The following is a 14,704-nucleotide window of genomic DNA, read 5'->3' as shown; positions in this document are numbered from 1 at the left end:
AGCCTTAGACTGCTGTCCCCCTTACTTGGCTCTTAGACCATTGAGGAAGGCAGAGGCAGGCATAGCCTTCTTCCCAGCTGGCTGTAGTACCTTGATCTCTAGTCGCCCTTCAGAGGTCTGGATCTCTAGGCTATGCTTGCCTGCGATGATCTGTCCAAGAGGATGCTCTACAGAGGGCAGTTTATCAGAGAGCACAGCTGTCTCTAGGATCTTGAAGGTCATAGGCTCCTGCCCTTCAAACGAGAGCGTACACCAAGCAGCAGGGTAGGGGGAGAGCCCACGTACTTGGTTGTGGAGCTCACGTGCGGGACGATCCCAATGGAGCTCGGTATTCTCCTTGGTGAGCTTGGGGGCAGAGGTCGGAGTGATGTCGTAGCTCGTCTGAGGCTGAGCCTTGGGCTCCTCATCTTGGAGGAAGAGGTCGACGGTAGCAAGGAGCGTCTTAGCCCCAAGTAGCATCAGTTCGTCGTGGATCTTGCCTACATTATCTTCGGGTGCAATAGGAAGTCGGGCCTGAAGGAGTATGTCTCCCGTATCCAGCTCGTGCTTCAGGCGGAAGGTCGTCACACCTGTCTCGGTCTCTCCTCGGATGATCGCCCAGTGGATGGGAGCTGCCCCTCTATAGCGGGGAAGGAGTGAGCCGTGGAGGTTGATCGTCCCTAGGCGAGGCAGAGACCAGACGACCTCGGGAAGCATGCGGAAGGCTACGACGATCCCGAGATCGGGGCGTAGCTCTTCGAGGCGATGCACGAAGGCTTCATCCTTGAGTCGCTCGGGCTGAAGCACCTCTAGCCCCTGGCTAAGAGCGTAGGTCTTGATCTTGCTTGCTTGGAGCTTCTGCCCACGTCCTGCGGGCTTGTCGGGCATGGTGACTACAGCGACGACATTATAGCCTCCTTCGACGAGGCTCTGGAGCGAAGGGAGAGCGAAGTCTGCCGTCGCCATATAGATGATACGTAGTTCGTCTTTTTTCATTGCTTGAAGGTCTCTATTTAGACGGGGCAAAGCTACGAAGAATTAGCCTATTGCCTATAATCTCTTCGTTGTTAGCCCGTGTATCTAGTTGCTTGCCTCTGTATAAAAAAAAGATGAGGGCTACCCAGTCATGACTGGATAGCCCTCGTTAGCTGCTTGTATGCTGTCGAGCAGATCTAGCTCTTCTTACTGATGAAGATGTGGGCGATGTAGCCAACGATCACAAGTGCAAGCCCTGTGCCTAGGTAGATATTAGCCTGTTCAACTTGATCAGTAAAGTAAGTGAAGAGCTGAAGAAGAGCTCCGATAAGCATCACGATGACACCGATATACTGCTTCATAATGTCTCTAAGTACTATGTTTATGTGTATGTTCTCTATGTGCAAAGTACGTAATAATTCCGTACATGACGAAACGCTTACGAGAAAAGCTCCTGAATGCCCCGAAGATGAGTGCGGAGACTTCAGGAGCTTTTCATTGACTTAGCGTATTGAGGAGGAGGTTAGTCCTCTCTCTCTTGGTTGGTTAGCGAGGGCGACGCTCTGGACGTGGACGACGCTCTGGTTCCTTGTAGCCTTCGGGCTTGGGGAGGAGGGCACGACGGCTGAGCTTGAACTTACCCGTCTTCTGGTCGATGTCGATGAGCTTGATCTCGACTTCCTGACCTTCCTGCAGGTCGGTGTCTTCGATCTTTTCGTAGCGCTTCCAGTCGATCTCAGAGATGTGAAGGAGACCATCCTTACCTGGGAGGAATTCTACGAAGCAACCGTAAGGCATGACCGAAGAGATCTTACCCAGATAGACTTCACCTACCTCAGGCATAGCGACGATGCCCTTGATCAGGCCGACAGCGGTGTCGATAGCATCCTTGTTCGAAGCGCTGATCTCGACGACACCCATACCATCGACTTCTTCGATGCTGATAGAGGCACCGCTCTTCTCCTGCATACCTTGGATGATCTTACCACCAGGGCCGATGACAGCACCGATGAATTCCTTACCGATACGTAGGGTGACGATACGTGGAGCGTGTGGCTTGAGGTCATCACGAGTCTCGGGCTGAGCTTCGAGGATCTTACCGAGGATGTGGAGACGACCTTCACGAGCCTGAGCAAGTGCACGCTCTAGGATCTCGTAGCTAAGACCATCTACCTTGATGTCCATCTGTGTAGCAGTGATCCCGTCAGCGGTACCCGTGACCTTGAAGTCCATATCTCCGAGGTGGTCTTCGTCACCAAGGATGTCGGAGAGGATAGCGTAGTTCGTACCCTTGTTTTCGGAGATCAGACCCATGGCGATACCTGATACAGGCTTCTGGATGGGCACCCCAGCATCACGCAGAGCGAGCGTACCAGCGCAGACCGTAGCCATCGAGGATGAGCCATTAGACTCAAGGATGTCAGAGACGACACGGATGACATAAGGGTAGTCTGCGGGGAGCATGCGCTTGAGGGCACGGTGGGCAAGGTTCCCGTGACCGATCTCACGACGGCCGACACCACGCTGTGGACGAGCTTCGCCGGTGGAGAAAGGAGGGAAGTTATAGTGGAGGAGGAAACGCTCCTTACCATAGTTCAGGACATCGTCGACGAGCTTCTCATCGCTCTTCGTACCGAGGGTGACGGTTGTCAGAGACTGAGTCTCACCACGGGTGAAGACAGCCGAACCGTGAGGCCCTGGGAGGTAATCCGTTTCGATCCAGATAGGACGGATCTCGGTGGTCTTACGACCGTCGAGGCGCTTACCTTCGTCAAGGATAGCACGGCGCATAGCTTCCTTCTCTACATCGTGGTAGTAGCGAGCGATCAGCGGAGCCTTGGTCTCTAGTTCTTCTTCGGTGAACTTCGTCTTATACTCTTCGACGATCGCTTCGAAGGCTTCTGCACGAGCGTGCTTGTCCGTGCCGGAGGTAGCTACAGCATAAGCCTTAGCGTAGCAGGCTTCGTGTACATCCTTGCGAAGATCTTCGTCGTTCTCTTCGTGGCAATAGGTACGCTTGACGAGCTTACCGACAGCTTCAGAGAGTTCGAGCTGAGCCTGGCACTGTACCTTGATCGCTTCGTGAGCTACCTTGATGGCTTCTAGCATTTCAGCTTCCTGCACTTCCTGCATTTCCCCTTCGACCATCATGATGTTGTCGAGGGTAGCGCCGACCATCAGTTCGATGTCGGCTCTCTTGAGCTGTTCGAAGGTAGGGTTGATGACGAACTCGCCATCAACACGTGCTACACGCACTTCGCTGATAGGTCCGTTGAAGGGGATATCTGAGACAGCCAGAGCAGCCGAAGCAGCAAGACCCGCTAGAGCATCGGGCATATCGACACCATCCGTCGAGAAGAGCAGGACGTTGACGAAGACCTCTGCGTGGTAGTCATCGGGGAAGAGGGGACGTAGAGCACGGTCTACGAGGCGGCAGGTCAGGATCTCATAGTCCGAAGCCTTGCCTTCGCGGCGGGTAAATCCACCAGGGAAGCGCCCGAATGAGGCATACTTCTCCTTGTATTCTACTTGTAGGGGCATGAAGTCTACCCCAGGGTTTGCATCCTTAGCGGCACAGACGGTGGCCAGAAGGACGGTGTTTCCCATGCGTACTTCTACCGATCCGTCGGCTTGCTTGGCAAGCTTGCCTGTCTCGATGACGATCTCTCTTCCATCGGGCAGTGTGATGGTCTTGCTAATTGGCTGTAGCATTTCTTCTTTAATTGATTGATAAGTCCTTTTAAAATCGGCACAAAGGTAGTTAAATTAAACGAGCTACTCGTGCTCGAGCTGTAAGCAGCTGGAGTAAAGGCTTAGGCTAGGAGCCTTATGAGCGGGACAGAAGGAGAGATGGAGCAGCTAAGTATTCGTCGGATGAGGAGATAGGCTGAGACGGATCTCCCTCTGTATAAGCACTCTGATGACGAGCCTTCCCAGCTCTTAGATGAGACCTATGGTAAGGCGCAAAAAAACCTACTGTGGGTCGCTCATGCGACCCACAGTAGGTTTGCTCGACGACCTACAGTAGGTTTTTTCGGCGACCTACGGTAGGGTTCTTTTTTCTCTTCGCTAGGAGAGCTGAAGAATTACTCTTCGTCCTTGGTGGCGAATTCCATCAGATAGGCCTTGATGAAGTCATCGATGTCCCCATCCATCACAGCTCCGACATTGGAGGTCTGGTAGCCCGTGCGGTGGTCCTTCACACGACGGTCATCGAAGACATAGCTTCGTATCTGTGCGCCCCATTCGATCTTCTTCTTGCCTGCTTCGACTTCGGCTTGTGCTCGCCGTCTTCGCTCTAGCTCCTTGTCGTAGAGCTGGGAGCGAAGTAGTCGCATGGCATTCTCACGATTGTCGGTCTGGGAGCGTGTCTCGGTGTTCTCGATGATGATCTCCTCCTCGACACCCGTCTCAGGGTCCTTGTACTTATAGCGAAGACGAACACCCGTCTCGACCTTATTGACGTTCTGCCCACCGGCACCGCTGGAGCGGAAGGTGTCCCAACTGATATTCGCAGGATTGACCTCCACCTCGATGGTGTCATCGACGAGTGGTACGACGAAGACAGAGGCAAAGCTCGTCATGCGCTTCCCTTGCGCATTGTAGGGCGAGATACGCACAAGGCGATGCACGCCCGTCTCACTCTTGAGGAAGCCATAAGCTTGATCTCCCTCGACCTGCATGGTCATGGTCTTGATCCCTGCTTCTTCACCATCTTGCCAGTTGGTGATGGTGGTCTTGTAGCCTTGCTTGTCGCAATAGCGAGCGTACATGCGGGCAAGCATCGAGGCCCAGTCTTGGCTCTCTGTGCCGCCTGCACCTGCATTGATCTTGAGGACGGCACCGAGGGAGTCTTCTTCGGCACGGAGCATGTTCTTGAGCTCCACTTCCTCAAAGAGGGTGATGGCACGGGCATAAGCCTCATCAACTTCCTCTTCGCTGGTGATCCCCTCCTTGAAGTATTCTAGGGCAAGAGCAACTTCTTCGGTGAGGCGATCGGCTTCGTCGTAGTAGGCGATCCACTTACGAAGATCCTTGACCTTGCGCATCTGAGCCTCTGCCCGCTCGCGATCTTCCCAGAAGGCGGGATCAGCGGTGCGTAGCTCTTCTTCCTCTAGTTGGATACGTCGGCTATCGACGTCAAAGGTACCTCCCCAGCGCAGACTTGCGCTCCAGTAGGCTACCTAACTGGTCTGTCGTTATCATATACGATATATGAGTGGGTGAAAATAATAGTCGGTATTGGGATGAGGACGGGGGCTTAGCTACCCTTCTCCTCGAGCTCTAATTGGCGAAGGGTTAGTTCGTCCATCTCGTCGATGAGCTGACCGATACGCTCGGAGGCTTGGATAAGTGCATCATGGGCAAGCGTACCCGTGCTAAGCTGCTCTTCGAGCTCTGCCTTCTCTCGCTCCAGCTCAGGGATGCGGGAGAGGATGCCCTCCAGTTCCTTCTTCTCGGCATAGGAGAGGCGTGCAGGACGACTTGCAGAGGAGCGTGGGGTAGGTGCGGGCTCACTGGCCTTGCGCTTAGCCTGCTCTTGCTCGGCACGCTCCCGTTCCTCGGCTTCACGCACTTCTCTATAGAGGGTGTAGCTACCGGGGAAGTCTCGTACCTTGCCCTCGCCCTCGAAGCAGAAGAGATGCTCCGTGACCTTGTCCATGAAGAAGCGGTCATGCGATACGATCAGCACACAGCCTGCGAACTCTGAGAGGTATTCCTCAAGGGCTTGCAGGGTGAGGATGTCTAGATCGTTGGTAGGCTCGTCGAGGATGAGGAAGTTCGGACTCGTGACTAAGATCGTGCAGAGGTAGAGTCGTCTGAGCTCACCGCCGCTGAGCTTCTCCACGGGTGTGTACTGTCGCTCGGGAGGGAAGAGGAAGCGGGTGAGGATCTGGCTGGCAGAGATACGCTCGACGTTAGAGCCCTGAGGGAGGACGAAGTCGTCTGCGATGTCTTGGACGATGTCGATGACACGCTTCTTCGGGTCGAAGTCGGGTGCTGTCTGGCTGTAGTAGCCGAAGCGTACTGTCGAGCCGATGTCAAAGCTCCCACTGTCGGGAGCTACTTCACCGAGGAGCATGCGGAGGAAGGTGGTCTTCCCGACCCCATTCTCTCCGATGATCCCGACCTTGTCATGTCGGGCGAAGATATAGTTGAAGTCCTCGAGGATGACCTTGTCGCCAAAGCGCTTGCTGACGTGCTTTGCTTCGAAGATCTTCTTCCCGATGTAGCCGCCTTTCGCTCCGCCGAGGTCTACCTGCTCGATGCGCTGGCGAGCCTCAGTCTTCTTCTCTAGCTCGTGGAAGGCATCAATGCGGTACTGTGCTTTCGTCCCACGGGCTTGAGGCTGACGGCGCATCCATTCGAGTTCTCGGCGATAGAGGTTGAGGGCACGCTCACGAGCTTGGTCTTCTGCTTCGTGGCGCTCTTGACGCTTAGCGAGGTAATAGTCGTAATTACCCCGATAGCGGTAGGCTTGCCCTCCGTCGATCTCTAGGATCTCATTGCATACTCGGTCGAGGAAGTAGCGGTCATGGGTGATGAGAAGTAGCCCCATCGTCGAGCGAGCAAGGTAGCCCTCGAGCCACTCGATACTCTTGAGGTCAAGATGGTTGGTAGGCTCATCGAGGAAGAGCAGATCAGGCTGTGAGATCAAGGTGCTCGCCAAAGCAATGCGCTTGCGTTCACCGCCAGAGAGGCGCGTGATCGGACGATGGTGATCTTGGATGCCTAGAGCACCGAGGATCTCCTTGGCACGCTGCTCATACGACCATCCGCCCTGTGCCTCCATCTCGGGGAGGAGACGCTCCATGCCTTCGTGATCTCCCTTCTCTACAGCTTGCTCCCACTGAAGGGTAAGCTGAGCGACGGGATCAAAGCGATTGAAGCAGGCTTCGAGGATGGTCCCCTCTTCGGGAAGGTCGGGTAGCTGGGGGAGGTAGGCTCGGCGAATATCTCGCTCATAGATGACGCTACCACTATCGGCTTCTTCTTGGCTGAGGAGGATCTTGAGTAGGGTAGACTTCCCCGAACCATTGGGGGCGATGAGTCCGATCTTCTGTCCTCGCTCGATGCCAAAGGTGATGTCGCTGAAGAGCAGACGATCCCCGTAGCTCTTGGCGAGCTGATCTACTTGGAGCATGTAGTGGGAGGCTATTCTAGGGAGCTAGGAGTCGTGGGGATGTCCTGCCAATGTTCCTTCACTTCGGGCAAGCGTCCTGCACCGAGGTAGCGAGAGGAGAAGTACTGGCTATCCTTGAGACTTTCGATGACGATCCCACGGCTATTGCTACTGTGGATCATCTTGATATTGCCGTCTTCGTTGCTGATGACTAGGGCTACGTGACCGACACGGCTTGCGCTACGATTGCGCCCCTTGAAGAAGAGCAGGTCTCCTGGTTGGGGATCACTGATGCGGTCGGCATAGACAGAGAGCCCACCAGAGGAGCGAGGGATCTTGATCCCTTCGAGGGAATAGATGTAGCTGACGAAGCCAGAGCAGTCAAGTGGCCACTTTGCTACTCCAGAGGTGCGATAGCGCAGACCAAGGAGTTCCTGTCCATGGTCCACGACGGACTTGATGACGGAGGGGGTGGACTCTGCGACTTCCATACGCTCGTAGGTGTAGCCATTGCCACCGCTACGACGGCGGGAAGTATGTCTTGAGTGCGCACGGCGATGCTTGCTGGAGCTCTTTCGGCTCGTAGCTCGCTTATGCTTAGATGTCTTAGGTGCGGGGGCTGGTGCGGGGGCAGCGAGATCGACTTCAAGGGAGGTGAAGTCTTGGGCTACGGTGTGTATCTCTGAGGCGAGGACTTCTGAGTCGGTAGTACTTCGTCTCGTGGCGTCGAGTGGGAGGCTAATGAGGGTAGCTAGGGCGACTACAGCGAGTGTAGTGTAGGAATTCTTGAGTCTATTCATCCTGTCTCTTTGGGGGTTAGGCAGGCTATCTTCCCCGAGTGGGAAGGACCTTAGAGCGACGGGGTGGGATGGTGCACTCAGGCGTATCATCCTCCCTGCTCCCTATAGGTAAAGACCTACAAGCAGAAAACGCTTCTGCCCACAAAGATAGTACAATTGGCTCTTATAGACCTCCTTCCTCCTTCGTATTCCTATATAATAAGCATCCCCTAGAGGCGCTCTTAGTGAGGCTCTAGGGGATGCTTGGGTAATGGAAGGGAAGTGCTATCGGCACTTGCTGATGATGATCGAGAAGTAGGGGAAGGTTCGTCCTTGGATCTCGTTGGGGTCGGAGGTGACAAATTCCTTCGGCATCCCGACGAACTCGAAGTAGTGCCACCTTCGCTCGGGGTATCGCTGGATGGCCTCTTTGATCTCCGCCTCACAGAGCGAACCCTTCATCACGACGATGGTGTGGGGACTCTGCCAAGCTCGGCTCCACTCCTCTTCGGTGGCTGAGCCTGGGATGACCGTGCACTGCTCCTCGAGCTGGACGAGCTGTCCTCCCAGCAGGCTATTGCAGGCGATGAAGGCAGGGACACCACAGAGCTGATGGGTCGTGAAGCCTTGTGCCTCGATGTGCTCGCCTATGTAGGCGGAGGAAGAGTAGAAGCCACAGTCCCCTTCGGCGACGATCACCAAGAGGGCCTCGGGTTCGGCCTCTTGGCGACGGACTACCTCATCAGCTACTAGAGTATAAGCCTCGAGTGCTCCGTCCCGATCCTTGCTCATCGGTAGGTCATAGAGCTGTATTTGCTCCTCACGGATCCCGAGTGAACGCATCATCTCGGCGGCCTTGGAGGTATGCCTGCCTTTGCTCGTCGTGGGGACGGGGGTATAGATGCGATCAGCTCTCTGGAGCGTATGTAGTGCCTTGAGGGTGATGAGCTCGGGATCACCAGGGCCGAGGGATACGAAGTAGATCATAGGGTAGGGTTGTAGGGGTTACTTGTAGCTCAACCATCGCCAGAGCTCCTTGAGGGAAGGCTTCTTGCCGTACATCAAGATCCCCGTGCGGTAAATCTTGCCAGCGAGGGCGCTCATGGCGAAGGCTGATAGATAGAGGACGACAAGGCTCAGAAGCTCCTGCCAGAGGGGGACATCGAAGGGGAGGCGCACCATCATCACCACGGGGGAGGTCAAGGGGATGACCGAAGCCCAGAAGGCAAGTGTCCCATCGGGATTGCTCGCACTACCGATACCTGCATACATAGCGACGACGAGCAGGAGTACTAGAGGGAGCATCATCTGCTGGATCTCCTCATCCGACGAGGCCATAGCTCCCATCGCAGCTAGGATCGAAGCAAAGAAGAAGTAGCCTCCGATGAAGAAGAGGACGAAGAAGATGAGGATCTCTACGAAGTCGACCCCGTGGAGCGTGGAGAAGATGAGCTGGATCATACCGAGGTCGCCCATGGGGCTTCCTGCAAGCTGGGCGCTAGCTCCCTCGGGGAGGAAGAACTGCTCAGCTATGCGTAGTCCGGAGAGGACGAGTACGAACCAGATCGTGATCTGGATGAGACCCGCCAGACCGATACCGATGATCTTACCCATCATCAAGTCACGTGGACGGACGGAGGAGACGATGACCTCGACGATACGATTCTTTTTCTCCTCCTGCACGCTCTGTAGGACCCACCCCCCATAGGTGAGGATGAATATATAGCTGAGGAAAGTGAGGCCCATCCCGATGAGCGATGCGATCTCGCTGGAGGAGGTGTCGAGATCCCCGTCCTCGTTCCACTTGTAGGTAGGCACATGGAGCTGGACTTGGCTCTGCTGTATCGCCTCCTGTAGCTGAGGGATGTCGTAGGAGCGTATCTTCTCCTCGGTGAGGTAGCGAGAGAGCACCTCATTGATATGCGCCTCAAGCCCCTTGGGTAGCTGCTTGAAGGAGAAGAGGCTCACGGCGGAGGGATCCTTGCTGAGATCATCTCGGATCTCCAGGACGGCAGTGATCTCCTCTTGGATGCCCTGACTTTTGAGGGAGTCAAGGGGGACTGTTGATCGCACGAAGCTATAGCCTTCGCTGTCGTGGAAGAGCTCAGCATAGCGACCCGTGTGGTCAAGGATAGCTACATGCTGCCTGTCTTCTCCGATCTGGGAGAGGAAGATAGGCAGGAGCGAGATCCCGATCATCAGAAGGGGCAGGGCGAAGGTCATTACCCAGAAGGAGCGCTTGCGGATGCGCGTGAGGAATTCGCGCTGGATGACCAGTGGTAGCTTATTCATGGCGGAGCGAAGGATCTTGGACAGTATGGAGGAAAATGTCGTGCATCGATGGGTATTCCTGCTCGATGCTCTGCAGCTGGAGCGAGGAGGGGAGCTGGTGGATGACCGAGTAGAGTGTCTCCTCGGGGCTCAGCTGGAGGCGAAGGGTGCCGCCATGCTCCGTCTCGGAGTGCTCTAGGATCTGGAGGCCATGGAGGAGGTCGAGGTCGATCGCCCCGTCATAGACGAGACGGGCGGTGTGCGCTCCGTGGGCACGACGGATCGCCTCGGTCTGCCCCGATAGTACGACCTCGGAGTGATGGATGAGGGCGATGTCGTCACAGAGCTCCTCGACGCTCTGCATGTTGTGTGTCGAGAGGATGAGGGTCGTCCCTTGGGCTTTGAGCTCGAGGATCTCTCGCTTGAGGAGCTCGGCATTGACGGGGTCAAAGCCACTGAAGGGTTCGTCGAAGATGAGGAGCTTGGGCTCGTGGAGTACCGTCGTGATGAACTGCACCTTCTGCTGCATCCCCTTGGAGAGCTCCTCGACACGCTTCTTCCACCACGGCATGATCTCTAGACGCTCGAACCACTGCCGTACACGGCACTCGGCCTCCGCCTTGCTAAGCCCCTTGAGGCGGGCAAGGTAGACGGCCTGCTCGCCTACCATCATCTTGGGGTAGAGCCCTCGCTCCTCGGGGAGATAGCCGATACTACTGAGGTCGCTCTCGGTGATCGGATGACCCTCGAGACGCACTTCCCCCGAGTCGGGAGCTGTGATGCGGTTGATGATGCGGATGAGGGAACTTTTCCCTGCGCCGTTGGGACCTAAGAGCCCGAAGATACGTCCCTGATGAGCCTGCAGTGATACTCCGTTGAGGGCGGTGTGACCACTGTATCGCTTGGTGACGTTGTCTACTTCTAAGTAAGCCATACGGATGGTTGATGAGGGGCGAGAAGCGCCCTGCAGTGGGGCTACTCGCCTAGGAATAGTGTGTCGCAAAGATACGCAAAAGAGTAGGGAAAAGGATGCCCCATACATGCCTCGCCAAGGTGACCCATTCATGGGTCGCTCGAGTACCCCATGAATGGGTCACCTTGGCGAGCCATGAATGGGTACCTAGCGGGGAAGAAATCCATGCCCACTCGGTGTGCAAAAGTTACGGGGTCGGCTTCTATCGGGAGCCGACCCCGTGAAGAGTAGGAGTGCTCAGCAAACTCTTTGCTTCACTTCATCCTAAAAGATGAAGGAGAGGAGCTGGTACATAATAGCTCCGCTGATGTAGCCTGCGAGAGCAAGTAGGCTGAAGCGCTTGAGATAATAGCCGAAGCTGATCCCTTCGAGTCCCATCACCGTGACCCCCGTAGCCGAACCGATGATCAAGAGGCTACCGCCCGTGACGGCGCAGTAGGCGAGGAAGACCCAGAAGGAGCCATTGACGATGAAGGGGGTGATCGCTCCCGTCGTGTCGAGGGGGTACATCCCGAGGACGGCTGCTACAAGGGCGACGTTGTCCAGCATGGAGGAGAGGACACCGATGAGTAGGGCTAGGATCCCCGTGTCGGGTATGAGCTTGGAGACATGACCTGCTGCCACTAGGAGCTGCCCGCCCTCGATAAGTGCCGCTACCGACATCAAGATACCGAGGAAGTAGAAGACCGTCGTCAGGTCGGAGTGGTTGAGGAACTCAGCCATCCTGAGGCTAGAGGCTTCACGCAGGCGCTTCTTGTGCTGAGAGAACATCAGTTCGGTGTAGATCCAGACCATCACCAGACCGAAGATGACCCCCATGAAGGCGGGGACATCGAAGAAGGTCTGCCAGATAGGTACGAGCATCAGTGAAGCAATCCCCATCCCGAGGACGATGAAGCGAGCATGCCAGGGTAGGATGCTTGTCAGTTCGTCCTCCTCGACATCCGAAGGCTTACGGAGCTTAGCGCCCTTCTTGAAGAGGAAGAAGTGTGCCAGCAGGGTAGGCACGAGCATATTGAAGAAGGCGGGGATGACCAGGTGGAAGATCTGGTAGTAGGGAGTGATGCGACTGCTGTTCCACAGGAGCAGGGTCGTGACATCCCCGATAGGAGACCAGGAGCCCCCAGCATTACAAGCGATGATGCTGAGGCAGGCATACTTCATTCGGTCAGTCTGGTCTGGTACGAGTCGGCGGAGGACAGCGATGATGACGATGGCGGCAGCAAGGTTGTCGAGGAAGGCCGAGAAGAAGAACGAGGCCAGGGCAACACGCCACAGGAGCTGTCGCTTATTGTCCGTCACTACGATCTCTGCTACGGACTTGAAGCCCCCATAGTTATCGATGGTATTGACGAGCACCATCGAGCAGAGGACGAAGAAGAGCGTGCTGGATACGTCCCCGAGGTGATGGTTGAGCTTGAAGGCTAGATAGTCCGAGGCCTCAAGATTGTCGGGACTGACTTGTGAGGCGGCTTTGAGCCACGTCTGGAAGCCCTCTGTGACTAAGGCGAGGTTCGTGTCGATGAGCAGGATTGACCAGAGCAGTACGCACATCAGCAGGGCTGTAGCGGTCTTGTTGATCTTGATCTGCTCCTCGAAGGCGATCCCGAGTATGCCCAGCACGAAGATCACAGGCATGAGATAGTACCAAAACATAAAGCTGTACGATTAGAACGAGTGAAAGTAGATAGTGGGAAGACTATAAGTAGATCTCTAGTGCTGTCCCTGCATGGAGCGAGATGGGACTGAGCTTAGAGGTAGGAGCTCCGAAGGCGGTGACCTGAGACGGAGCAGGGAAATAATCGGCTCCCAGCGGGAGACGTAGACCTATGCGACGAGTGAAACGCCAGTGGGGAGCGACCTCTAGACCTAGACCCAGCGAGGTGCGAGGGAGGCTTAGCTCGGCCTCCGTGGCGGGAGAGGAGCTCTGGGTGCCCTTCCCAAGAGCGAGGCGTAGTGCACCATGAGCGGAGACGTTCAAGTGGAAGCCCTGCCAGAGCTGGAAGTCACGTCCAGCACCGAGGCTTAGCTGTAGGGTACGCTCGTCTAGGCTCGTGCGGGAGGGCTTCTCAGCTCGCTCCGCCTTGTAGAGGGAGAGCGCTAGAGCACCCTTCAGATGGAGAGGCCATCCCTCGGGGGTATATTCGAGCCCGATCCCTGCGTGTCGTCCTTGGAGGAGCCACACATCATTGCTCCGCACACGACTTGTGCTGAGGGTGATCGGTACATACAGACGCAGGCCATGTGGCGCTTCATCAAGATGGGAGTGCGTCTTGCGCTGTGTCCGCCCGAAGAGACGATCGGATACCCAGTAGCCGAGATGACCACAGAGGATCCCAAGACCTGCCCCCGTGACGACATCACCGACCCAATGACGATTGTTGAGGAGACGACCTACACCCGCTAGTGAGGCAGCTCCATAGCTTACCGCTGGAAGCCATGGGTAGCGCTCGGCATACTCTAGGTTGAGGAGCGTAGCGGAGGCAAAGGCCATCGTCGTGTGCCCCGAGGGGAAGGAGTTGCGAGACGAACCATCGGGTCGCTCGATGCGTGCCGTGTACTTGATCGCAGAGGTGATCGCTAGCACGGAGGCAGAGGCTACTGCGTCCGCCGTAAGCATCTGCCAAGGGGACTCGGTGATACCCTGTATGCCCCCGAAGCGCATACCGATCTGGACGGCGAGAGGGGCGAACTGAAGGTAGTCGTCGTAGTGGTTCCTGAAGTGGGGAGCATACCCAAAGCGGAGCTCTCTGATGGTCTCGTTCTGTAGATTCTGAAGGAGTCCTATCCCGATGAGTGGCGAGGCTTCGAGGAGCCCTTGGGTGAGTGCCCTATTTGCTTGCTTCGTAGGAGAGAGAGGTTGGGGTGCGGGGAGAGTATCGCTACTCGTCTGCCCCAGCAGTTCGGAGGGCAGGATGAGAAGCAGGCCGAGGAGAAGGGTGAAGAGTTCTTTCATCAGAGAGCTTAAAAACGACCAAGCGAGAGTACCTGCCAATGCTCTTGGTCACCGGGCTGTAGATCATGGGTGACCATGAGGATCGTAGTCTCGGGGCGGACGACGGTGCTTAGGAGCTCTTCGAAGCTCTCTTTGTAGGATCTATCGAGGAAGCTTAGGGGCTCATCGAGGATCAGTAGTTCGGGGTCTGAGGCTAGAGCACGAGCCAGTAGCGTGCGCTGTAGCTGGCCCCCGCTGAGTCGCCCGATGGGCTGGCTCAGGAGCTGGTCGATGCCCGTAGCTTCGGCTAGATGCTGGACCTTCTCCTTGCGCTCGGTGGAAGCCTTGAGCTGATGAGGTAGCCCCGAATCGATGACTTCGTAGACGTGGATAGGGAAATGACGGTCGATCTGGTTGATCTGTGGAAGGTAGCTCGTCACGAGCTCATTAGTTAGCTCGCCGTGGGTGTCATAGCATCGGAGCTGGCCCGAGCGTAGGGGGATGAGCCCGAGGAGCGTGCGCATGAGCGTCGTCTTCCCACAGCCATTAGGTCCGGTGATCGCCCAGTGCTCTCCTCGGTGGATCTCCCAGTCGAGGTGATCGAGGACGACCTTGTCGGGGTAGCCGATGGTGGCATTCAGAAGTTGTATGATCTGCTGCATGGTTTT

12 protein-coding genes are annotated in these 14,704 nt (G+C 56.1%); all 12 read right to left on the bottom strand.

What is annotated here, in order from left to right:
- Nucleotides 1-21: 21 nt before the first annotated feature.
- Nucleotides 22-975: a methionyl-tRNA formyltransferase gene (gene fmt, locus Q0336_RS08185; protein WP_298527618.1), complete on the bottom strand. Its 954-nt coding sequence runs from the start codon at nucleotides 973-975 to the stop codon at nucleotides 22-24.
- Nucleotides 976-1,151: 176 nt separating this feature from the next.
- The gene (locus Q0336_RS08180) at nucleotides 1,152-1,316 is read right to left on the bottom strand and encodes a hypothetical protein (protein ID WP_298527616.1); all 165 of its coding nucleotides are present in this window, start codon (nucleotides 1,314-1,316) and stop codon (nucleotides 1,152-1,154) included.
- A 184-nt stretch (nucleotides 1,317-1,500) separates the two neighbouring features.
- Nucleotides 1,501-3,666, bottom strand: a complete 2,166-nt coding sequence (locus tag Q0336_RS08175; protein WP_298527614.1) for a polyribonucleotide nucleotidyltransferase — start codon at nucleotides 3,664-3,666, stop codon at nucleotides 1,501-1,503.
- Between the two features lie 374 nt (nucleotides 3,667-4,040).
- Nucleotides 4,041-5,160, bottom strand: a protein-coding gene (gene prfB, locus Q0336_RS08170) for a peptide chain release factor 2 (protein ID WP_297191182.1) whose coding sequence is annotated in 2 segments (ribosomal slippage) — nucleotides 4,041-5,096 and nucleotides 5,098-5,160 — 1,119 coding nt in all. Because the reading frame shifts where the segments join, the coding sequence is not laid out codon by codon here.
- 55 nt (nucleotides 5,161-5,215) lie between these two features.
- A complete protein-coding gene (locus tag Q0336_RS08165) occupies nucleotides 5,216-7,099 on the bottom strand; it encodes an ABC-F family ATP-binding cassette domain-containing protein (RefSeq protein ID WP_298527611.1) in 1,884 nt (627 codons plus the stop codon).
- 11 nt (nucleotides 7,100-7,110) lie between these two features.
- Nucleotides 7,111-7,878, bottom strand: coding sequence for a C40 family peptidase (locus Q0336_RS08160; RefSeq protein WP_298527608.1), 768 nt, complete (start codon nucleotides 7,876-7,878; stop codon nucleotides 7,111-7,113).
- Between the two features lie 264 nt (nucleotides 7,879-8,142).
- Nucleotides 8,143-8,844, bottom strand: a complete 702-nt coding sequence (locus Q0336_RS08155) for a precorrin-2 C(20)-methyltransferase (RefSeq protein ID WP_298527606.1) — start codon at nucleotides 8,842-8,844, stop codon at nucleotides 8,143-8,145.
- Between the two features lie 18 nt (nucleotides 8,845-8,862).
- Nucleotides 8,863-10,149 carry an ABC transporter permease gene (locus Q0336_RS08150; RefSeq protein WP_298527603.1) on the bottom strand — a complete coding sequence of 429 codons (1,287 nt, stop codon included), beginning with the start codon at nucleotides 10,147-10,149 and terminating at the stop codon, nucleotides 8,863-8,865.
- The gene (locus Q0336_RS08145; protein WP_298527600.1) at nucleotides 10,142-11,062 is read right to left on the bottom strand and encodes an ABC transporter ATP-binding protein; all 921 of its coding nucleotides are present in this window, start codon (nucleotides 11,060-11,062) and stop codon (nucleotides 10,142-10,144) included. Before Q0336_RS08145 ends, Q0336_RS08150 begins: the two co-directional genes overlap by 8 nt.
- Nucleotides 11,063-11,365: 303 nt before the next feature.
- Nucleotides 11,366-12,757, bottom strand: coding sequence for a sodium:proton antiporter NhaD (gene nhaD, locus Q0336_RS08140; protein ID WP_298527597.1), 1,392 nt, complete (start codon nucleotides 12,755-12,757; stop codon nucleotides 11,366-11,368).
- 43 nt (nucleotides 12,758-12,800) lie between these two features.
- Nucleotides 12,801-14,057 (bottom strand): phosphatase PAP2 family protein, encoded by a 1,257-nt coding sequence (locus Q0336_RS08135; RefSeq protein ID WP_298527595.1) that lies wholly within the window; start codon nucleotides 14,055-14,057, stop codon nucleotides 12,801-12,803.
- 8 nt (nucleotides 14,058-14,065) lie between these two features.
- On the bottom strand, nucleotides 14,066-14,698 hold the full coding sequence (locus tag Q0336_RS08130) for an ATP-binding cassette domain-containing protein (RefSeq protein WP_298527593.1): 633 nt from the start codon (nucleotides 14,696-14,698) through the stop codon (nucleotides 14,066-14,068).
- Nucleotides 14,699-14,704 lie beyond the last annotated feature (6 nt).

The organism is uncultured Porphyromonas sp., assembly GCF_938039215.1.
Classification (GTDB): Bacteria; Bacteroidota; Bacteroidia; order Bacteroidales; family Porphyromonadaceae; genus Porphyromonas.
The sequence above is the reverse complement of the archived record's forward strand: the minus strand, read 5'-3'. Positions and strand labels throughout refer to the sequence as shown.

Coding starts and splice junctions, on each gene's coding strand:
- fmt (WP_298527618.1), bottom strand. CDS start 975: ATGAAAAAAGACGAACTACGTATCATCTATATGGCGACGGCAGACTTC.
- Q0336_RS08180 (WP_298527616.1), bottom strand. CDS start 1,316: ATGAAGCAGTATATCGGTGTCATCGTGATGCTTATCGGAGCTCTTCTT.
- Q0336_RS08175 (WP_298527614.1), bottom strand. CDS start 3,666: ATGCTACAGCCAATTAGCAAGACCATCACACTGCCCGATGGAAGAGAG.
- Q0336_RS08165 (WP_298527611.1), bottom strand. CDS start 7,099: ATGCTCCAAGTAGATCAGCTCGCCAAGAGCTACGGGGATCGTCTGCTC.
- Q0336_RS08160 (WP_298527608.1), bottom strand. CDS start 7,878: ATGAATAGACTCAAGAATTCCTACACTACACTCGCTGTAGTCGCCCTA.
- Q0336_RS08155 (WP_298527606.1), bottom strand. CDS start 8,844: ATGATCTACTTCGTATCCCTCGGCCCTGGTGATCCCGAGCTCATCACC.
- Q0336_RS08150 (WP_298527603.1), bottom strand. CDS start 10,149: ATGAATAAGCTACCACTGGTCATCCAGCGCGAATTCCTCACGCGCATC.
- Q0336_RS08145 (WP_298527600.1), bottom strand. CDS start 11,062: ATGGCTTACTTAGAAGTAGACAACGTCACCAAGCGATACAGTGGTCAC.
- nhaD (WP_298527597.1), bottom strand. CDS start 12,757: ATGTTTTGGTACTATCTCATGCCTGTGATCTTCGTGCTGGGCATACTC.
- Q0336_RS08135 (WP_298527595.1), bottom strand. CDS start 14,057: ATGAAAGAACTCTTCACCCTTCTCCTCGGCCTGCTTCTCATCCTGCCC.
- Q0336_RS08130 (WP_298527593.1), bottom strand. CDS start 14,698: ATGCAGCAGATCATACAACTTCTGAATGCCACCATCGGCTACCCCGAC.